At 59.0% G+C, this 20566-nt stretch carries 20 protein-coding genes; 3 read left to right on the top strand and 17 right to left on the bottom strand.

Annotation, left to right across the window (positions count from 1 at the left end; translation table 11 throughout):
* Positions 1–57: 57 nt before the first annotated feature.
* The 6 genes from acpP to B7L15_RS05735 all read right to left on the bottom strand — a co-directional run bounded on the left by acpP (position 58) and on the right by B7L15_RS05735 (position 4104).
* Positions 58–291: an acyl carrier protein gene (gene acpP / locus B7L15_RS05760; RefSeq protein WP_008956801.1), complete on the bottom strand. Its 234-nt coding sequence runs from the start codon at positions 289–291 to the stop codon at positions 58–60.
* Between the two features lie 124 nt (positions 292–415).
* Positions 416–1159, bottom strand: coding sequence for a 3-oxoacyl-ACP reductase FabG (fabG, locus tag B7L15_RS05755; protein WP_085918043.1), 744 nt, complete (start codon positions 1157–1159; stop codon positions 416–418).
* 55 nt (positions 1160–1214) lie between these two features.
* A complete protein-coding gene (gene fabD, locus B7L15_RS05750; RefSeq protein ID WP_085918042.1) occupies positions 1215–2174 on the bottom strand; it encodes an ACP S-malonyltransferase in 960 nt (319 codons plus the stop codon).
* Positions 2175–2306: 132 nt separating this feature from the next.
* The gene (plsX, locus tag B7L15_RS05745) at positions 2307–3329 is read right to left on the bottom strand and encodes a phosphate acyltransferase PlsX (RefSeq protein ID WP_085918041.1); all 1023 of its coding nucleotides are present in this window, start codon (positions 3327–3329) and stop codon (positions 2307–2309) included.
* Between the two features lie 42 nt (positions 3330–3371).
* Positions 3372–3542, bottom strand: a complete 171-nt coding sequence (gene rpmF / locus B7L15_RS05740) for a 50S ribosomal protein L32 (protein WP_027335444.1) — start codon at positions 3540–3542, stop codon at positions 3372–3374.
* A gap of 34 nt (positions 3543–3576) precedes the next feature.
* Positions 3577–4104 (bottom strand): YceD family protein, encoded by a 528-nt coding sequence (locus B7L15_RS05735; protein ID WP_085918112.1) that lies wholly within the window; start codon positions 4102–4104, stop codon positions 3577–3579.
* Positions 4105–4259: 155 nt separating this feature from the next.
* On the opposite strand from B7L15_RS05735, the gene B7L15_RS05730 reads away from it, so the two are divergent.
* Complete coding sequence (locus B7L15_RS05730) at positions 4260–4874, top strand: Maf family protein (RefSeq protein WP_085918040.1); 615 nt, start codon at positions 4260–4262, stop codon at positions 4872–4874.
* Here B7L15_RS05730 and sppA read toward each other — a convergent pair.
* Genes sppA through B7L15_RS05715 form a run of 3 tightly spaced genes read right to left on the bottom strand, consistent with a single transcriptional unit; the run spans position 4862 to position 7573 of the window.
* The gene (gene sppA / locus B7L15_RS05725) at positions 4862–5968 is read right to left on the bottom strand and encodes a signal peptide peptidase SppA (RefSeq protein ID WP_085918039.1); all 1107 of its coding nucleotides are present in this window, start codon (positions 5966–5968) and stop codon (positions 4862–4864) included. The genes B7L15_RS05730 and sppA overlap by 13 nt on opposite strands.
* A gap of 3 nt (positions 5969–5971) precedes the next feature.
* Complete coding sequence (locus B7L15_RS05720; RefSeq protein WP_085918038.1) at positions 5972–6622, bottom strand: HAD family hydrolase; 651 nt, start codon at positions 6620–6622, stop codon at positions 5972–5974.
* 9 nt (positions 6623–6631) lie between these two features.
* Positions 6632–7573, bottom strand: coding sequence for an RluA family pseudouridine synthase (locus tag B7L15_RS05715; RefSeq protein WP_085918037.1), 942 nt, complete (start codon positions 7571–7573; stop codon positions 6632–6634).
* Between the two features lie 665 nt (positions 7574–8238).
* Here B7L15_RS05715 and rne point away from each other — a divergent pair.
* The gene (rne, locus tag B7L15_RS05710; RefSeq protein WP_085918036.1) at positions 8239–11583 is read left to right on the top strand and encodes a ribonuclease E; all 3345 of its coding nucleotides are present in this window, start codon (positions 8239–8241) and stop codon (positions 11581–11583) included.
* An 83-nt stretch (positions 11584–11666) separates the two neighbouring features.
* Here rne and murB read toward each other — a convergent pair whose 3' ends face one another.
* Genes murB through B7L15_RS05675 form a run of 7 tightly spaced genes read right to left on the bottom strand, consistent with a single transcriptional unit; the run spans position 11667 to position 19211 of the window.
* Positions 11667–12683, bottom strand: coding sequence for a UDP-N-acetylmuramate dehydrogenase (gene murB, locus B7L15_RS05705; protein ID WP_085918035.1), 1017 nt, complete (start codon positions 12681–12683; stop codon positions 11667–11669).
* Between the two features lies 1 nt (position 12684).
* The gene (locus B7L15_RS05700) at positions 12685–13149 is read right to left on the bottom strand and encodes a low molecular weight protein-tyrosine-phosphatase (protein WP_085918034.1); all 465 of its coding nucleotides are present in this window, start codon (positions 13147–13149) and stop codon (positions 12685–12687) included.
* A gap of 3 nt (positions 13150–13152) precedes the next feature.
* Complete coding sequence (gene kdsB, locus B7L15_RS05695) at positions 13153–13929, bottom strand: 3-deoxy-manno-octulosonate cytidylyltransferase (protein ID WP_085918033.1); 777 nt, start codon at positions 13927–13929, stop codon at positions 13153–13155.
* Positions 13930–14139 (bottom strand): Trm112 family protein, encoded by a 210-nt coding sequence (locus B7L15_RS05690; RefSeq protein ID WP_085918032.1) that lies wholly within the window; start codon positions 14137–14139, stop codon positions 13930–13932.
* Positions 14140–14155: 16 nt separating this feature from the next.
* Positions 14156–15151, bottom strand: coding sequence for a tetraacyldisaccharide 4'-kinase (gene lpxK / locus B7L15_RS05685; RefSeq protein ID WP_085918031.1), 996 nt, complete (start codon positions 15149–15151; stop codon positions 14156–14158).
* The gene (gene msbA / locus B7L15_RS05680) at positions 15148–16884 is read right to left on the bottom strand and encodes a lipid A export permease/ATP-binding protein MsbA (protein ID WP_085918030.1); all 1737 of its coding nucleotides are present in this window, start codon (positions 16882–16884) and stop codon (positions 15148–15150) included. The genes lpxK and msbA overlap by 4 nt, the downstream gene beginning before the upstream one ends.
* A gap of 56 nt (positions 16885–16940) precedes the next feature.
* The gene (locus B7L15_RS05675; RefSeq protein ID WP_085918029.1) at positions 16941–19211 is read right to left on the bottom strand and encodes a DNA internalization-related competence protein ComEC/Rec2; all 2271 of its coding nucleotides are present in this window, start codon (positions 19209–19211) and stop codon (positions 16941–16943) included.
* A 97-nt stretch (positions 19212–19308) separates the two neighbouring features.
* Here B7L15_RS05675 and B7L15_RS05670 point away from each other — a divergent pair, with 97 nt between their 5' ends.
* The gene (locus tag B7L15_RS05670; RefSeq protein ID WP_085918028.1) at positions 19309–19860 is read left to right on the top strand and encodes a DUF2062 domain-containing protein; all 552 of its coding nucleotides are present in this window, start codon (positions 19309–19311) and stop codon (positions 19858–19860) included.
* Here the strand turns inward: B7L15_RS05670 and B7L15_RS05665 are convergent.
* Complete coding sequence (locus B7L15_RS05665; protein WP_085918027.1) at positions 19857–20561, bottom strand: ABC transporter ATP-binding protein; 705 nt, start codon at positions 20559–20561, stop codon at positions 19857–19859. The two genes, B7L15_RS05670 and B7L15_RS05665, sit on opposite strands and share 4 nt — an antisense overlap.
* Positions 20562–20566 lie beyond the last annotated feature (5 nt).

Below are 20566 nucleotides of genomic sequence, written 5' to 3'. Positions count from 1 at the left end.
TTTTTAATGCGGGTAGACATCAAGCCACCTACCCGGGTTCGATGCATCAACTACCCCTTACTGATGGGCGTTAACGTAGTCGATAGCTTCTTGAACCGTGGTGATCTTCTCGGCTTCTTCGTCCGGAATCTCCGTATCGAATTCTTCTTCCAACGCCATGACGAGCTCAACTGTGTCAAGCGAGTCAGCACCCAGGTCTTCAGTAAAAGAAGAGCTATTCTGGATATCTTCTTCTTTAACGTTCAGGCGCTCAGCCACTACTTTCTTTACGCGCTCTTCAATAGTACTCATCAACGTACTCCAGTCATTCACATTAGCCGTTTTGGATAACCAGCTATTTGGGAACCGCAAGCCAAAAGCTGCGGGGTAGTTTATAGACGCCCTTGAGCTGACGCAACCGCCAAACTCAAGGCCATCAACGCATATTCATGCCGCCGTTGACATGCAGTGTCTCGCCGGTGATGTATCCTGCCGCATCACTGGCCAGAAATCCCACGGCAGCGGCAATTTCATCCGGAGAACCCAGGCGCGCCAACGGAATCTGCTTGAGCAGCATGTCGTGCTGCGCTTCCGGTAGCGCTTCGGTCATGTCGGTGGCGATAAACCCCGGCGCCACCGAGTTGACCGTAATGGCACGCGAGGCAACTTCACGGGCCAGCGCTCGGCTAAAGCCTTCCATGCCAGCCTTGGCCGCCGCGTAGTTAGTCTGGCCCAAGTTGCCCATGGTCGCCACCACGGAGCTGATCGACACAATACGCCCAAAACGCGCCTTGGTCATCCCTCGCAGGCACGCTTTGCTGACCCGGTAGACAGACTTGAGATTGGTATCCATCACCGAGTCCCATTCGTCTTCCTTCATGCGCATCAAGAGATTATCGCGCGTGATACCGGCATTGTTGACCAGAATAGTCGGCGCGGCAAACCGTTCAGCAATGGTTTTCAAGACATCATCGATGCTCGCCTGATCGGTGACATCAAGGCATAAGCCAGCCCCTTCAATGCCCTGATCTGCGAAGTCAGCGTCAATGTTGGCTGCACCAGCTTCGCTGGTCGCGGTACCAACGACAATACGTCCCTGGCGGCTCAGTTCGTAAGCGACTGCCCGGCCGATGCCACGACTGGCACCCGTAACAAGCGCAACTCTACGTTCTTGGGTCATAAGGTACTGCCTTTCACCATGTAAATAAGCAAGGATAGCGGAAAATCACCACTTATCATGCATCATCCGCCAACGCGTCGCGAGCCAACTCAAGCGCGGCATCCAAGCTATCGGGATCGTTGACCGCCAGACTTTTACTGCCACGCACAATACGCTTATTCAAGCCGGTCAGCACTTTACCCGGGCCACACTCGATGAACACGTTTGCTCCCTGGGCGGCCATTGTTTCGACACAGTCGCTCCAGCGCACAGGCTGATAAAGCTGTTCAATCAGTCGCGTGCGCAGCGTATCGACGTCAGCATGCGCCTCGGCGTCTACGTTTTGGATGACTGTGTAGCGCGGCGGACGCAGTTCGATTTCCTGCATCGCTGCCGCCAGGCGGTCTGCCGCAGGGCGCATGAGGTCGCAGTGCGAAGGCACGGAAACCGGGAGCGGCATCGCCCGCTTGGCGCCCGCTTCCTGACACGCCACAATCGCCCGCTCAACGGCCGCTTTGCCGCCCGCAATCACTACCTGGCCCGGGGCATTGTAGTTGACAGCTGAAACGACGTCCCCTTGCGCTGCGTTGGCACAGGCGGCCTCCACAGACGCGTTATCGAGGCCCAGAATGGCGGCCATACCGCCTTCTCCCGCTGGCACTGCGTGCTGCATGGCCTCACCGCGAAGACGAACCAATTTAACGCCCTCGGCAAATCCAAGCACACCTGCGCATACCATGGCGCTGTATTCACCCAGGCTGTGCCCGGCCATGACCGTCGGGCGCGGCCCTTCCAGCTCTTGCCAGACGCGCCATATCGCTATACTGGCGGACAGCAACGCTGGCTGAGTGCATTCGGTAGCATTTAGCGAGGCATCTGGCCCCTCTTGCACGACTTTCCACAAGTCGTAGCGTAACGCATCCGATGCTTCCTCAAAGGTCGTTCCCACCACGCTGTAACGCTCGGCAAGCTCGCGCAGCATTCCAAGCTGCTGAGAGCCCTGCCCGGGGAAAATGAGGGCAAGGGGTTGAGACATGTCGTTCACCTTTGCTCTTGTAGGCATTTGCTCAATTGAGCGATAGACGCGGTTATGGGCACATCCTGCTGCTCGCCATAACCCGCTAACCTGCAATGCAGTGACATCATCACTGCACCATTAAAAAAGTCGCTACTCATTGAAAGACCAGCGCTTGGCAAGCCGCTCGGGCAGGTTGTGCTCAACCTCCTGCATCGCGCGGCGAATGGCATAGTAAAAACCATCTGCACGGGTACCTCCATGGCTTTTCACCACAATTCCCTGCAAGCCTAGTAAACTGGCGCCGTTGTAGCGTACCGGATCCAGCTCTTGTTTTAAGTGCTTTAACACGGGCTTGGCAACCCAGCTCGCCAGGCGCCCTCTCAGGCGTGACGCAAACGCCAGCTGCACCCGCTCGACCAGCATACCCGCCAAACCCTCGCTTGCCTTGAGCACGGCGTTGCCCGCAAAACCATCACAGACAATCACATCCAGTTCGCCTTGGAAGATATCGCCGCCCTCAGCATAACCAAGGTAGTCAAATGGCAAGCTGTCCGCCGATTCTTGAAGCAATCTATCGGCTTCGCGCACGCTGGCACTCCCTTTGGTTGACTCGGCACCAACGTTGAGCAACGCCACGCGAGGGCGCGCGATACCGTCCACCTGCTCTGCCATTGCTGCACCAATCAGGGCAAACTCGACCAGGCGGCTCGCCGGCGAATCAACATTAGCGCCCAGATCCAGCAGATAGCAGCGCCGCCCGCAGCGCGCCGGAATGGCCGTGCTGATAGCCGGACGCGACATACCCGTCAGCATACCCAGCTCTCGGCGGGCCAACGCTACCAGGGCGGCCGTATTGCCAACGCTGACACCCGCCTGGGCATCGCCTTTGGCCAGGCAGCGTAGCATTTGCGCCATACTGGTCGACTGCCCGCGACGCAACGCCCAGGCAGCCGTCGCCGTCGTCGCAACGCTATCAGCCACATCGTGGACCGCTAAACGTGACGTTGCCGCAGCCAAAGGCCGCGGCAAACGCGAGAGCTCAGCACTGATATGCTGATGCGGACCAAACAGAACAAGCTCTAGACCAGGGGTATCGATAACAGCCCTGGCAGCCCCTTCAATCAGCGCGTGAGGGCCTTCATCGCCCCCCATCACATCAATTGCTAGGCGCACAAAGCACCCATTCGTTTAGTCGTATCGACCGGCAAAGACGCTTTACGCGTCAACCACCTTGCGACCGCGATAGAAACCATCCGGCGAAACGTGGTGACGCAGGTGGGTGGTGCCGGTTTCTTTGTCTTGAGACAGCGTCGGAGCGGTCAAGGCATCGTGGCTACGACGCATACCGCGCTTGGAACGAGTTTTACGGTTCTTTTGAACTGCCATGGGATTACTCCAGGGTCTGTCGGATTATGGGTGCTTACTTCTTGCCTTTCAGCGTGCTAAGCACCGCGAAAGGATTGGCGGGGGCTTCTTCCTGCTCCCCACCTTCTGTCTTGCTGACCAGTTGCTCTGCCGAAACGTGGCAATCTGCTTCGTCGTGGTAGACCACTTGAGGCAGACTGAGGATTAATTCATCCTCGACGACCGTCAGCAAGTCCAGCTGTTCATGTTCCACCAGCACCGGTTCATGACTGGCTGGCAGCTCTCCGGCCAGGCTTTCATCGGCGACCATCCCTAATAGAAAATCGCTGGTGACGTGCTGGCTGAGCGGCTCCAGACATCGGCGGCAAGGAAGGGCCAGTGTTGCTTGCATATGACCACGAATTTCACGTCGCCCCTGAGCATCAACACCAAATTCGAGCACGACGTGACAGTCACCCGATTGGAGTCCGGCTTCTTCGGCGAGGCGTGGCAGCTTATCAAGCGCTACCAGGCCTTCGAGTCGTTCGCGGCGGGCTGCAAGCTTATAAGGCTCAACCCGGCTGGGGAGTTGTGAGGTCAACATAGGCGCGCAATGATAGGCACTCCCCATGCTGGTGTCAAAGCCAAGGGCATAATTCTTTGTGGTCGCGCGATAGGATAAGGCCCAAGTTTGGGTAAACTGGGCATCCATCAGGCCCATTGACCGCAAAAGCCACTTACCTTACGAAGGAAAAACGCATGTCTAACGCAACACCTGCGCTGGTGCTGGCTTCAAGCTCGCGTTCGCGCCGCGCACTGCTCGACCGACTGCAATTGCCTTATCAATGCTGTTCGCCCGACATTGACGAAACACCGCAAATGGGTGAAACGCCGCAGCGGTTGGTGCATCGCCTGGCGTTAAGCAAAGCCAACGCCGTGGCTGACCGGTTTAACGACCACTTGATCATCGGCTCTGACCAGATTGCCGTCTTCGAGGGCGACATCCTGGGCAAGCCGCACACCAGCGAGCGCGCCGAACACAATCTCAACCGCTTTTCCGGTCAACGGGTGACCTTCCTTACCGGCTTAGCCCTGCTTGACACGCGACACCAATCTCACAGGGTCCACGTGGAGCCCTTCGAGGTTGTCTTCCGACAGCTGAGCCAAGAGGAAATAAGCGTTTACGTCGCTAAAGAGCAGCCGCTTGATAGCGCTGGAAGCTTTCGCATGGAGGGTCTGGGCATCGCGCTGTTCGAGCGCCTTGAGGGACGCGATCCCAACGCCCTGATGGGGTTACCCTTGATCGCCCTTTGCGACATGCTACGCCAAGCGGGCCTCGACCCGCTTGGCGCCAACCTTCTTCAGGGTGACTGAAAGCGCAGCGGCGAAGGGGATGTATCGACCCCCAGCAGTTGAGCGGCCGTCTGAGTGAAGCGCCGGGTCAGCCGATCAAACGGATCCAGGCTCGGCGTGTAGTTTTGCCACTCAGCCTCATCGCTGTACTCACGGGCAACATCATCGATACTACCCAGCTGGTCGACCAACCCCAGCGTCTGGGCCTGCGCGCCACTCCAGACAAGGCCACTGAACAAATCGTCGTTATCGCTCAAGCGATCTCCGCGTCCCGCTTTTACATCATCAATAAACTGCTGGTGGGTGCTTTCGAGTACGCTCTGCCAAAACGCCTCATCTTCCTCATCAAAGGGCTGAAAAGGATCCAGAAACGCCTTGTTATCACCTGCCGTCAACACCCGCCGCTCGATGCCCACGCGGTCAATGGCCTCTTCCAGGCCAAAACCGGCGTATATAACGCCAATCGAACCGACCAGACTCACCGGGGATGCGACGATGTCATCAGCCGCCGCCGCTATGTAATAAGCACCACTGGCACCAATATCTTCAATGACGGCCACAATGGGTTTATCGCCCGACTCCCGTAACCGCATGATTTCCGAATAAATGCGCTGTGACTGCACAGGACTGCCGCCCGGGCTGTTGATATGCAGCACAATGGCCTCGGCGCTATCGGCGTCCCAGGCGTTGCGCAGCCCTTCAATGATACGTTCAGCATTGGCTGGCGCGTCCGCGGCGATCACGCCGTTAACGTCCACTCTGGCGAGGTGCGCGGCAGCGGGCGTCGCTTCCGACGGGGCATAGAAACGGTATATACCCAGCCCCAGCGCCACCGCGAACAGGGTCAGCATCAGCAGACGAAAAAACAGCTTCCAACGACGCGAGCGCCGCTGCTCTGCCAACACGCCGCCAATCCAGTGATCCATCATCTCGATCTGCGCCAACCGCTGGCGCTCGCGCAGCGTATCAGCGTCGTCACCGGGCTGCCCCGCCTCCTCATTTCCCTTGTTTGGGGGCACTTCGGGGCCCTGGGTCCAACGATCTGCCATCTTTTGTTGCTCGGACGATGGCGATGCATCGTTGTTCATGTTGCTGCGGGAATCATCATCCTTCATCACTTACCCCTGTAGCCAGGTAAAAAGTTCATCAACGCTGTGCACGATCTCATGCGGCTGGCTAGCCGCCAGGCGCTCAGGGGAATGAACGCCATAACTGACGCCGACGCGAGGCATACCGAGCGATCGAGCCATTTCCAGGTCATACTCGGTATCCCCCACCATGACCGCCCGCTCAGCAGGCACCGATAGCTCGTCGAGCAATTCCTGCAGCATTTGCGGGTGAGGCTTGGAACGTGTTTCGTCGGCGGTGCGGCTGGCGTGAAACCAGTCGAGGCTACCCGTCTCCTGGAAAATCCGGTCCAGACCACGGCGACTTTTGCCTGTCGCGACCGCCAATCGCTGCGCCTCATTTAACCGAAGGCGCGCCAAATGATCTTCCACACCAGCGAAAAATCGCATGGGAGTGGTATCCACATGCACAAATTGATGCGCGTAGCCTTGGCGGAGACGCTCGGCCTGCTCTGGCGATATACCCGGGCAAAGCGTTTCAATGGCTTCAGGCAATCCCAGACCGATGATGTTCTCGATATCCGCCTGGGGAAGCGTACCCAATCCCGCTTCGATACCCGCCGTCTGCATGCACGACACGATACGCGGCACCGAATCCATCAGCGTACCGTCCCAATCAAAGATGACCAGTTCATAGCGCATGGGAACTCCTTATCGGCGCACGCGATTAAGTGTGTCTTCCAGCGCCTCAGGCAGCGGCGCCTTGACCGTTACAGGACGTCCATTGGAAGGCTCAGGAAAGGTCAGTGCGCGGGCATGCAAAAATAGTCGGCCAAGCCCGAGCTGCTTGGTAAGCAGGCCGCTCTCTCGATTGGCATACTTGTCATCCCCGAGCAGCGCGTGACCGGCATGCGCGGCATGCACACGGATTTGATGCGTCCGCCCGGTCACCGGCTCGGCCTCGATAAGCGTGGCTTTTTCAAACGTCTCGACAACAGCGAAGTGCGTGCGCGACACCTTACCATCGGGATCCACCCTGACACGCCGCTCGCCGTTGCCCGCGTCATAGCGATCCAGACGGGCGCTTTCGTAGGTCTTACGTGCCGGCCAGCGGCCTGCCACCAGCGCCAGATAGCGCTTGTCCATGCCGTGCTTTTTCAGTGACTCGTTCAGGGTGACAAGCGCATCGCGGGATTTGGCCAGCAGCAGGCAGCCCGAGGTATCGCGGTCCAAACGGTGCACCAGTTCTAAAAACGTCAGGTCGTCGCGCACCTGACGAAGCGCCTCGATCAGGCCGATTTTAACCCCACTGCCGCCATGGACGGCGAGCCCTGACGGCTTATTGAGCACCATCCAGTCCGGCCCCTCCATAATGACGCTGCCGACAAGCAGATCACGCAAATTATCGCTGACTTCCTTGACCGCCTCGCGGGGCGCCAGACGAAGCGGTGGAATGCGCACCAGGTCGCCCGGCTGAAGCCGGTAATCGACCTTGATGCGTTTTTTATTCACTCGCACCTCACCCTTGCGCACGATCCGGTAAATCAACGCACGCGGCGCGCCTTTAAGGCGGGTCATCAAAAAATTATCAATTCGCTGGCCAGATTGTTCCTGGGCAATTTCCACCCACTGTACTTCACGCCCTTCGGCCATTGCCGCGCACTCCTGCTGATAGGCTAAAACGGCATTCTACCGTAGACCCAACACCAATGCGTCAATTGCTGGTCGTTTGCTTTACTGTTATATTCCAAAGCGCTTACCGGCTGATAGAGATCATTGATAGCATCGCGTTGTCATTAAGCTAATTGATGGTATCAAGATGATGTTTGGCCAGCGCCTGCCCGACTAACACGCAGGCCGAAGCAAGAGGCGTGGTTCAGTGTACGCATTACCCACCCCTCGCCGTAAAAAAATGCAGTAACTCTGCCGCCCGTTTTCCATACGGCAGACAAGATTGTGCCCAACCCTGAACGGTGGGCAATCGCTTAAAACGCCACGTCCTAAGTAGCCAGGCTGAAACGTCACAACGCGCTGCCTGCTTAAGACGACAAAGTTCAACACCGTGCCGATGACGGTGTTGGTGAATCGATGAATGCCAGGTGTTGGCGGTGTCAGCAGGGCCGGATGGACGTGACAGCCACCGAAACATGTCTTGCCTCCGCCACGTACTCAACGCCTAATTAGCCAGGTCGGCGATCATGCCGTCCTGGTAAAATGCGTCAGCATCGCTATGCGCCGAGCACAAGCACGCAGCACCCAGCGGTTCGCCACATCACCCCCAAGGTGGTTCGTCGGCACGCTACGCTATGCGAGACATTATGAAAAGAATGCTAATCAATGCGACCCAGCCTGAAGAGCTGCGCGTCGCTCTGGTTGATGGACAACGGTTGTATGATCTGGATATCGAGTCCGGCGCAAGAGAGCAGAAAAAAGCCAATATTTATCGTGGCAAGATCACTCGTGTTGAACCCTCACTGGAAGCAGCCTTCGTTGATTTCGGCGCCGAACGTCATGGTTTTCTACCGTTAAAGGAAATCTCGCGGGAATATTTCATCAAGGATGTTTCCGGCCGTCCGAGCATCAAGGAAGTACTCAAAGAGGGCCAGGAAGTCATTGTCCAGGTCGATAAGGAAGAGCGCGGCAATAAAGGCGCAGCGTTAACCACCTTCATCAGTCTGGCCGGGCGCTTTCTGGTGCTGATGCCTAACAATCCGCGCGCCGGCGGCATCTCACGCCGTATCGAAGGCGACGAGCGTAGCGAATTGAAAGAGGCCATGGGCCACCTTACCGTACCCGATAAAATGGGTCTGATCGTGCGCACCGCTGGCATCGGCCGGAGCCCTGAAGAACTGCAATGGGACCTGGACTACCTCGTTCAGGTATGGGAGTCGATCACTACCGAAGCGGGTAAACGCGCCGCCCCCTTCCTTATCTACCGCGAATCCAACGTAATCATTCGCGCGATGCGGGACTACTTGCGCCAGGACATCGGCGAAGTCTTGATCGACAGCCCCGAGATACACGCTGAAGCGCTCGCCTTCATTCGTCAGGTGATGCCGTCTTACCAGCAGAAAATCAAGCTTTACGCCGATGAAGTGCCGCTGTTCTCGCGTTTCCAGATCGAATCGCAAATCGAAACGGCCTACCAGCGCGAAGTCAAACTGCCGTCCGGTGGATCGATCGTTATCGACCATACCGAAGCCCTGGTATCCATCGATATCAACTCGGCCCGCGCCACACGTGGCAGCGATATTGAAGAAACCGCGCTGCAAACCAATTCAGAAGCCGCCGATGAAATCGCTCGTCAGCTACGCCTGCGCGACATTGGCGGCCTGGTGGTCATCGACTTTATCGACATGGGGCCCGCCCGCAACCAGCGTGAAGTTGAAAATCGTATGCGCGATGCCCTCAAGCTTGACCGGGCACGGGTACAAATCGGCCGCATCTCTCGCTTTGGCCTGATGGAAATGTCACGTCAGCGGCTGCGTCCTTCACTGGGCGAAACCAGCGGCGTGGTCTGCCCGCGCTGCAACGGTCAAGGCACCATTCGCGATGTCCGCTCGCTCTCGCTATCCATCATGCGCCTGATCGAAGAAGAGGCCATGAAAGAGCGCAGCGCGCAAATACGGGCTATCTTGCCAGTCCCTGTGGCAACCTACCTGCTTAACGAAAAGCGTAGTGTGCTGGCCGACATCGAATCCCGCCAGGGCGTTCGCGTCGTTCTGCTGCCCAACCCGGACATGGATACCCCCCATTACGATGTGCAGCGTCTCCGCGATGACCACCTCGACGAAGACGACAGCCAAACGCTCTCAAGCTTTGAGCTGTCCACGGAGAGCGACATCGGCAAAGAACCGGCGCCAAGCTTTGTCCCCCCTGCCCAGCGGGCTGAAGCGGCGGTTAAAAGCGTTGCCCACAACGCCCCTGCTCCTGCCTCGTTGCAGCATGAACCAAGCCCGGAAAGCCCGGCACCTGAAAGCAACACCAGCGATGCCAGCATGCTGGGTCGCTTCATGCGCGGCGTTGCCAAATGGCTGGGTAGCGATGAACAGCGCCCCACGCCCACTAACCAGACCAAGAAGCCGTCAGAACCAGCCGCGCCGCGCAAAACCGAACGCACACCCTCCGCTCGCCGTGAAGAGACGCAACCCAACCGACAGCGCAGCGATAGTGCGGCCAAGAGCAATACGGGCAATGCCCAGCGCAGTACCGGCAACGAGACCGACGAAAAGCGTAACGGCCCAAGCCGGACCCGCAACCGTCGCCGCCATCCCCAGCAAGATGATGGCAACAGCGCACAGGGCAATGACAAAAAGCCAAACCGTCAGAAGGACACTGCTCAGGCAAGTTCTGCCAAGGGCAGCGACAGCGATACAGCAGGCAAAAGCGCACCCCCCAAAGCCCGTCGCGAGTCGAACCGTGACACCTCTCGCAATGCCAGTGACGCGAATGCCAATGCCAGCGACACCAAAAACGCTGCCAAGGCCAACGCCGATACGCCGACGGCCAAGCAGGATGACGGCAAGCCCAAGCGCACGCGTAACAACCCGCGCCAGCGCACGCGTCAGCAGGCTATCAATCCGAAGGCCGAAGCCGAGCAGCTAAAACTTCAGGAAGAGGCTGCCAAGGCCCCCAGCGAGTCGGATAATGCATCAAATGACGCGGTGACAGGCAACGGCAACGAGCGCCAAGCAGATAACCACGCGACCACCGAGACTGCATCGCAGGCAACTCAGCCAACGGCCGCTGCGCCAGCGGACACGGCCAAGCAACCGCCCGCTGAACAGGAAGCAACCTCCTCTTCAGTAGATAGCATCGCTGATTCAGTCGACGAGGCGCCAACCACAACGGCTGAAAGCCCTGCCGATAATGCGGCCAAGGCCCGCAAGTCGACTCAGCAACGGCGTCAGCCAAAGCGCAATTCGCGTTCGAAAGGTGGCGATACGGCATCGAATGAAGGCACTGACGCAGTGCCGTCACAAGACCAAGCGACTGTATCAGAGGAGGAGGCTTCCACCCCCTCCGAGGCCGCCGAAGCGCCAGCAGCCCAGGCATCGGTAACGGAAGAGACGCCCAAGGCTGACCCCGTCGCTGATCAGGCGGGTGCTAACACGTCTTCAACAACAGCGCCGGAGCAGACTGCCGCCCCAACTGCCGGTACAGACGCGCCTGAGGACAACACCTCAGAGGCCGCCTCTAAGCCAGCCGCCAGCGACGAAACGGCTGAGGTAAGCGAGCAGCCGACAGCGCAGACGCCGCAGGACAACGATGGCGAGCAAGCCGCGTCAGCGCCCGAGGCGTCGGAGAAGGCACCTGAGCAAAGCGCTTCTCAAGAAAGCACTTCTGAAGAAAGCACTTCTGAAGAAAACGCACCTGAAGTAAGTGCTGAAGAACCTGTTAAAGCGAGTCCTGAAGCGGAAGTCGAAGATAGCCCTGCTAAGCCAGGCGCTACTGAAAAAGACACTGCTGTGAAAACCTCGCCTGAGCAGGCACCAGCCACGGAACCAGCGGCTGAAACGCCGTCGCAACCTGCGCAGCAAGCAGCGCCCGACAGCGAAGCAGTGGCTAAAGAAGCCGCAAAACCGCGCCGTCGTCGCAGCCGGGCACATAATGACCCGCGCGAGAAACGCAAGCAGCAGGCAAACGACAAGAACGCCGACTAACGACCAAGTCAGCCGAGCGGCACCAAAACAAACGCCCCGCCGTTGTTAACGGCGGGGCGTTTTTTGTGTGCAACCGAAACGGATCATCCCGTGATCAGACGCGGCTCCGGGGTTAGCCTGACAGCAAAGCGTTCAGCAACCCGCTCAGCGACCGTATTGGCCAACGCCAGCAGGCCCTGGCGGTTCCCGCCGCCGAAATGGACCAGTACCAGCGCTTGACGCTCGTGAACCGCAAACGCCCCCTGACGAAATCCTTTTAAGCCGCACTGGTCAATTAACCAACCTGCTGCCAGCTTCGTTTGCCCGTTACCTTGAGGAAAACAGGGCATCTCAGGGTAGCGCTGGCGTAGCGTCGCGGCCAGTTGATCGGTCACAAACGGGTTTTTGAAAAAGCTGCCCGCATTGGCCAGTTCTTCAGGGTCCGGTAGCTTTTCACGGCGGATGTCGCATACTGCGTTGGCCACTGCCAGCGGCGTAGGTGACGCCGGCACCCTTGTTGCCAAGTCCCCATAGCCCAGCGTGACCAGGGGCTCACGGGACAGTCGCAGCACCAGCCGGGTAATAATGACCGTTTCCGCCAGTGCGCCTTTGAAGATACTATCGCGATAGCCGAACTGGCAGGCATCGCGGCTCAACCAGCGCACCTCCCCGGTCGTCCGATCAACCACCTGCACCGCGTCGAGCCTATCCGCCAGCTCTACCCCGTAGGCACCGATATTTTGCACCGGGGCTGCGCCACAATCACCAGGTATCAGGGCGAGGTTTTCGGTGCCCCATACCCCGGATGCTGCCAGAGACATGACCAGTCGGTGCCAGTTCACGCCCGCGCCCACATGAACAAACAGTTGATCGCCCCGCGCTTGAAGCCACCACTGTTCAAGCAATGGTCGAAGCACGATGCCGCTGAGCCGGGCTGGCAACAGCACATTACTACCGCCGCCCAGCACGGTTACCGACCACCCTTCTTGTCTGGATTGGGCAAGCACCTGCTGCAATTGAGCCAGCGTGCGAGGCGCCGCGTACCGTTCGGCCACACACGGGAGACGCAGCGTATTGGCATCACTCAGATCGACTTCTCGCTGGACTGACACTGTGCTCATTTCAGTGTTCACGCTGGATATGCTCAACCAGACCTTCGGCAGCAGTCTCAAGCAGGTTGAACACCCGCTCGAAGCCTTCATCGCCACCGTAGTAAGGGTCCGGTACCTCGCTTTCCGCCAGGTCGGCAAAGTCCAGAAACAGCCCCACATGGGCATTGGCGTGCGCAGGTTTCATGGCGAGCATCGCGCGAAGATTGTCGCGATCCATCCCCAGCACATAGTCGAAGTCAGCGAAATCCTGAGCTTGCAATTGGCGAGCCCTCAAACCGCTGATATCGATACCTCGCTGTTCTGCCGCTGCCTGCGCACGCGGGTCGGGCGCATTGCCTACATGCCAACGCCCCACGCCACAGGAGTCGACGACCACGCGATCCTGATATCCGGCGCGCGCCAGCGCGCGGCGAAACACGCCTTCAGCCGTTGGCGAGCGGCAGATATTACCTAAGCAAACGAACAGCACCTTCACGATTCACTCCTTCTGCTGTGTTGGCGCCAATAACGCGCGCACACGGGCTAGATCTTCAGCGGTATCGACCCCGGCCGGGTTCAAATCACAGGCCAACGCAACCTGAACCGTATGGCCATACTGCAGTGCGCGCAGCTGCTCGAGCTGCTCAAGCTGCTCGAGGCTTGATGCAGGCCAGTCGCAATAGGCATGCAGGAAGCTGACTCGATAGGCATAGAGGCCGATATGGCGTAGCCACGCATCGGTATTGAGCCCCGTAGGCGGCTGCGAAAAATGTTCACGATCCCAGGGAATCGGTGCCCGGGAAAAGTACAGCGCCCGCCCCTGAAATGAACGCACCACCTTGACGACATTGGGGTTGAACAGTGCATCGATATCCGCAATCGGTTCCGCCAGTGTCGCGATGGAGGCCTGATCATCGTCCGCCAAACGCTCGGCCACCTGATTGATCAGCGCCGGGGGAATCAAGGGTTCGTCCCCCTGGACATTGACCACCAGCGCCGACTCATCCAACGCCAACTGGTCGGCAACCTCGGCCAGCCGGTCGGTTCCGGAAGCATGGTCCTCGCGTGTCATGACGACCTCGGCGCCGTAAGGCTCCATGGCCGTCCGAATACGTGCATCGTCGGTGGCCACCACGACACGGCTGGCGCGGCTCTGGCAGGCGCGTCGCCAGACATGGGCAATCATCGGCTCTCCCGCAATATCCAGCAGTGGCTTGCCCGGTAATCGGCTCGAACCATAACGGGCGGGAATCACCACGGTAAACGACAATGCCATTCACCCCTCTCCTTTGCGGCCTGGTGACGGAGGAAGTTTTTCATCGACATCCAGCGCACGCGCCGCCTCCGGCAACATCACCGGAATGCCGTCTTCAATCTGATAGGCCAGGCCATCGTAAACACAATGCAGCTCCTGGGCCTCGCGGTCGAAATGCAACTTGCCTTGACACAGCGGGCAGACCAACATTGCCAGCAGTTCCTTATCCATGAGCGTTTCTCCTGTCTCATGTAAGCGCTGACAGCTTGCCTGTCAGCCAATGCTCAAAATCAGGTGGAAGCACGGCTTCCACATCGAGAACCCAACTATCCGGCGGGGCGAACGCCTGACATTTCACGGCATCCTTGGCGGTCATCACCAGCGGACGCCCTCTCCACTGGTTCAGCAATGTCTCGGTCAACGGCTGATGATCCGCCAGCGGATGCCACTCGCCTGTTACCCCCAGTGATGTCAATGCCGCAAAAAAACGCTGGGGATTACCAATGGCAGCCAGCCCGTTCACCGGGGCTTCAAACGGCAGCGGTGCCAGCGGAAACCGCTGACCATCGTCAAGTCGGCGCCAGCTGCATGGCCCCAGGTGCATCTTGACGGCCGCTACCGGCAACTCACAAGTGTTGACGCCATTCACGATGACGGCATCGACACTCTTCAACCGGTCTGGCGGTTCGCGCAGCGGGCCTGCCGGCAGGCAATGACCATTTCCCAGTCCACGTGCGCCATCAATCACCACCAATTCAATATCGCGCGCCAGGTGGAGATGCTGCAAGCCATCATCGCTGATAATCAGATCGCAACCCGCCTGGACAAGTGCCTCCACCGCTCGGGCACGCTGTGGGTCGACCATGACCGGAAGCCCCGTCTGCTGGGCCAGCATCAGCGGCTCATCGCCGCTCTCGCTTACCGGCGTGGTCGGCGTTACCCGCAGTGGGTAGCGTTCGGCACTCCCCCCATAGCCGCGTGACACGATACCCGGCGACCAGCCTTGCGCTGCCAACCGGTTACCCAACCATGCCACCAGCGGGGATTTACCCGTACCGCCCAGGGTGATATTACCCACAATGATGACCGGCACCGGCGCCCGCCATGCGCGTCGCCTGCCAGTCTGAAACTGACGCGCCCGTCGCTGCATCAGCCATTGATATAGCTTACCCAAGGGCCGCAAAGGCCATAGCCAGCAGCTACCTTGGTAGGCACCCACAAGCCAGCGGTCGGCAAGCTTCACTGGGGCTCCTGAAATTGCAGCTGGTGCAGCGCCGCGTAGGCACCGCCTGCCGCCAGCAGGGTTTGATGACTGCCCTGCTCAATAATGCGTCCCTGATCCATGACGATAATCCGATCGGCGCGCTCAATGGTAGACAATCGGTGGGCAATCACCAGGGTCGTGCGACCCTGGCAGACATCTTCGAGCGCCTTTTGGATGTAACGCTCTGATTCGGTATCCAGAGCGGAGGTGGCCTCATCCAGAATCAGTAACGGGGCATCCTTGAATATCGCCCGCGCAATGGCCAACCGCTGGCGCTGACCGCCTGACAGCATCACGCCGTTTTCCCCTACCACCGTGTCATAGCCCTGGGGAAGCTGGTCGATAAACTCATCTGCATAGGCGGCTTCAGCCGCCGACTTGACCGCCGCAGGGTCCGGATTATCCAAGCCGTAAGCGATGTTCTCGGTAATCGAGGCATTGAACAGCGTAACCTGCTGGGAGACCAGTGCCATTTGCTGACGCAGGGGGCGTAACGCATAATCGTCCAGTGGCACATCATCGATGGTGATGTCCCCCTCACTGGCATGGTAAAAGCGCGGCAGCAAGCTCACTAGGGTCGACTTGCCGCTGCCGGACCGCCCCACAATCGCCACCATCTCGCCGGCTGCCACATCAAGATTGATATCTTGAAGAACATAGGGCTGATCATCGGCATAGCGGAAACTGACGTTTTCGAGCTTGACGCGACCCGCCAATCGTTCGACCCGATACGTACCGCTATCGCTTTCGGGGGCCTCATCCAGCAGGCCGAACAGTTCGGCGGCGGCGGCTATCCCTTTCTGGATTTCGCTGTTGATTTCCGACAGCTGACGAACCGGCTTGATCATCAGGGCGGCCGCGGTAATAAAGGCGACAAATTCACCCGGCGTCATACTGGCCATCAGTGAGGGTGCCATAGCCAGCCAGACAAGAATGGCCATCGAGATCGCCACCAGAATCAAAATCACCGGTGAGCTGATGGCGCGCGTCATCGCTTCCTTCATGCTTTGTCGGCGATTCTCTTCGCTGACGCGCTCGAAACGCTGCTTTTCATACATTTCCGCGCCATGGGTGCGAACCACCCGGTGACCCGAAAGCGCTTCGGAGGCCACATGGGTCACGTCGCCCATGGAGTGCTGAATACGCTTGGAAAGCCTGCGAAAGCGCTTGCTGGCGTAGCTCACCACGCCTGCAATAATCGGCGTGACGCCCAAAAACAGCAGCGTCAGCATCCAGTTGGTCCATAGCAAATAGCCCAGCAGGCCAATTACGAACAAGCCTTCACGTAGCAGGATGGTAAACGCTTTGGTCGCGGCTCCCGCAACTTGCTCCACATGGTAGGTAACCCGGGACACCAGATGACCGCTGGAGTGATGATCAAAAAACATGCCCGGCAGGTGGAGCATGTGGGCAAAGACATCGCAACGCAGCGTATGAATCACATAGCGCCCGACATACGACATGAAGTAGGTACTCAGAAAGGTTCCGATGCCCCGCGCGGAAAACATGATGATGACAAATAACGGAAGGAAGAGCCGGAACGAGGCGTCGGGGTCTTGGATGCCGTCAATCAGGCGTTTCATCATTTCCGCCAGCGCCGTGCTTGACGCGGCATAAATCACAAAACCCACCAGCGCCAGGCTAAAGGCACGCCAGTGCGGCTTTACATAGCTTAATAAACGTTTATAGAGGACCCAGCCTGATTCAGTCACACGAGCTCCTAAGCAATAGCGTGCAGTGGGGGAATTCTACCTGATGGCGCTGCGCATCAACACCGCTGTCGAGGCGTCGACTCCCGCAGGGGATTTATTTCAAGCGAGGCACCGGGTGAGAGGCGTAACTGGATGGCACCATCTTGCGCGGTATTCCATAAGCAGCTCCCCTGCTCGCGAAAACGCCGCACAACGTCGTCATTGGGGTGACCAAAGGGGTTATCGCGCCCGGCACTAAAAATAACATGCCGGGCATCGGCCGCCCGCACGAACTGCAGCCCCGAACTCGAGGCGCTGCCGTGGTGTCCAGCGACCAATACCGTAACGGGTGAATTAATATCTCCGATCAACCGCCGCTCGACCTGACGGCCGACATCGCCGGTGATTAACACCTGCTGTTGGCCCACCTGAACCGACAGCACGCACGACCGGTCATTGGACGAGGATTCGCCCTGGTCCGCGTTGGGCCACAATACGCGGTAATGCGCGCCATCACGCTGCCACTCGTCACCCCGTTGACAGTCAAGACGTTGCACCGCAAGGGGTTCCAGGGCAGGCGCACGCCATTCCTCCACCTGGTGCTGGTCGCGGAGCGCCTGCACGCCCCCTGCGTGGTCACTATCGCTATGGCTGACAAGCACCAGATCGAAGTGCTGCCCCGGCGGCCATAGGGTTTCAAGGGGCATAAATCCCGAGCGATAACGCGGCCCCGTGTCCACAAGCATCCGCTGATGGGTGCTACGCAGCTCTATAAGTTGACCCTGCCCCACATCGTAAACGGTGATAAGCAGGTCATCGCCTGAGAGGCGAGGAGACGCTGGCCAAAAAGGCACCAACATGACAATGGTAAGCGCCCCTCGCTTGAGCCACCTGGCCGTGCCGGGCAACCCCCAGCATAACGCCATCACAAGAAGCCCCAATGCCCATGGCAGTTGCAGGTAGCGCGGCGGCTCCCATAGCGGCCAGTGCACCACTGCCACCTCCAAGGCACTGTAAAAGCCACCCAACCCCTGCTCGAACAACCACCAGGCCGCTGTCGACGCGTAAGGCACTGGCGTCAACAACCAACCCAACAACGCCAGCGGCACCATGAAAAGGCTCATAAAGGGGACGGCGACAAGATTAATCAGGGGAGCCGTCGGTGCTACCCGGCCAAACGCGACAAGCACCGCCGCCGCCATCAACGGTGCCAGCAGACATTGGGACCGCAGCACGGCCCAAAACCATCCACGCAGGCCTTGGGGGCGTGGCCTGCCTTGCCAAATGATGATGAGCCAGGCAACAGCCACAAACGATAGCCATAACCCGGGTCGCCAAAGGGCAACGGGATCGATCACCAATACGGCGGCCAATGCCAGCCACCAGCCTTGCCAGGGGCCCGGCGCGTGGCGACCACTCAACACCCAGAGACCCACAACGCTCATGATCATGGCGCGCATGGCCGGCGGCTCCATACCCGCCAGCAGCGCATAACCAAGGGCCGCTGCAGCCGATAGCCACCAGGGCCACGCTCGCAGGCGCCAGTTACCCGGCGTTATCCAGCGTGCTGCCTGGCGCGCCAACAGCAAAACAAAAGACGCCACCAACCCCACATGCAAACCGGAGATCACGACCAGGTGGGTCGTGCCACTGGCGTTGAGCAGCTTCCAGTCACTCTGGGTGAGCTGGTCTCCCAGCCCCAATGTCAGCGCCGCCAGCCAACGCCGGGTGCGCGGCGAAAGCGGCTGTTCTTCCAGCATGGCATGCGCTTGCTGACGTAGTGAGAACGAGGCAGCGGTTAACCGCTGAGCAGATGGTTCCTGTCGGACATAGCCGGTCGCATCGATACCTTCGCGCCATAGCCAGTGGGCATAGTCGAAAGCACCGGGGTTCATAAAGCCGCTGGGCGGGCGCAAACGCAGCGTCATCATCCAGCGCTCGCCTGGTTGAGGCAACGGCGACTCCAGGGCGTATGCGCTGACCCGAACCCTTTGCAGGCGCTCGCAGTCTGGCCGAAGATCCGGTGCCTCACAGCGCTCCACCTGCAATAACAGGCGTAGGCCACCGCTTATCTGCTGGGTCTGAGTAATACGCCCTTCAACCCGAACATCCTCGCCGGAGAGGCCGACGGGTAATTGCCGTGCCCACTGGGACTGGATGGCCACCACCCCCCAACAGACGATTGCCAGCCAGAGGCAATAGCGCAAACGCACTGTCGCCAGGACAAGCAGCAAAATGCCCAGCGCAGAGGTCAGCCACAGCGTATTACAGGCGGGTCCTAGCCAACTGCCAAGAACAGCTCCCGCCATCACGGCCACTGCAACCGGCATCGCAAGCCCAATGCGCATATTGCCCTCCCTGGCACCGCCTTATCACCGCCTTGGCGTAGCCGAAACCCTGTCCCTTATGGATAATGGGCGGCATTCACAGGCAAGAGTGTCCGACATGCCTCGCCGTTTCTTTCAACGCTATATGCCCAGGCCCGATACGCTAAAGCGTCAGCGGTCGCTGCGTTTCATGGCGCCACTGATTGCCGACCCGCGTTTGTGGCAACTGACGCGACGCAGCGTCGCCAATGCGTTCAGCGTGGGGCTTTTCTGCGCCATGCTGCCGATTCCTTGCCAAATGGTGGTAGCGGCCATAGGTGCTCGCTTCAGCCGCTGCAACCTTGCTCTTGCGGTGGGCCTGGTGTGGATTACCAACCCACTGACAATGCCGCTATTTTTTTACGGTAACTATTGGATTGGTACCTTTTTTCTGGATACGCCTGCACGTGAGGCGCCTTCCCGCCTTTCGACACAATGGCTGGCCGAACAAATGCATAACATCATGCCTGCCCTGCTGCTGGGCTCCCAGGTGTCAGCCCTGGTCCTGGCGGTAATGGCCAATATTGCCGTCCGCTTGATCTGGCGCTGGCACGTTTCCCATCACTGGAAGCGCCGCCGCCAAAAAAGGCGGCAGCGGCGGGCCCGTGTCGAAGCAGAATTCGACGATTAAGGCTGCTGTACGAGTTTTCCACCATCCAGTTTCATCATCCGATCCTGGTGCCCCGCCAGGCCAATGTCGTGGGTGACAATCACGAAGGCGCAGGCGCTTTCGCGCGCCAGCTCATCCATTAGCGCCAGAATCGTGGCGGCGGTGGTCTGGTCCAGATTCCCCGTAGGCTCATCCATTAATACCAAGCTGGGATCCGTGACCAGCGCGCGGGCAATGGCCACCCGCTGGCGCTCCCCGCCGGATAATTCACCCGGCTTATGATCGGCCCTGTCCTGCATACCCACCCGTGACAAAATCTGCATGGCGCGCTGCTCGGCCGTTTTTTTCGCTTGCCCGCGAATGATCAACGGCAGCGCGGCGTTTTCTACCGCCGTGAACTCTGCCAGCAAGTGGTGGAACTGATAGACAAAGCCGATATAACGGTTGCGAAAGCGCCCCAGCGCCGTCTCATTCAGACCCGCCAGGGGTTGATCCGCGATCACGACATCGCCTTTAGTGGGCCGGTCCAATCCACCTAACAAATTTAGCAGTGTCGTCTTGCCCGACCCTGAGCTACCCACAATGGCAACGCGCTCGCCCGCATGCACTTGAAGGTCAAGGGTATCGAGGACGGTTAAATCCTGCGGCCCTTCACTGTAAGTGCGAGTCAACCCTTCGCATTTAAGCATTACAGGGGCTTGATTCGATGTCGTCTCAGACATGTTGG

This window comes from Halomonas sp. CSM-2, assembly GCF_002119345.1.
GTDB lineage: Bacteria > Pseudomonadota > Gammaproteobacteria > Pseudomonadales > Halomonadaceae > Vreelandella > Vreelandella janggokensis.
The sequence above is the reverse complement of the archived record's forward strand: the minus strand, read 5'-3'. Positions and strand labels throughout refer to the sequence as shown.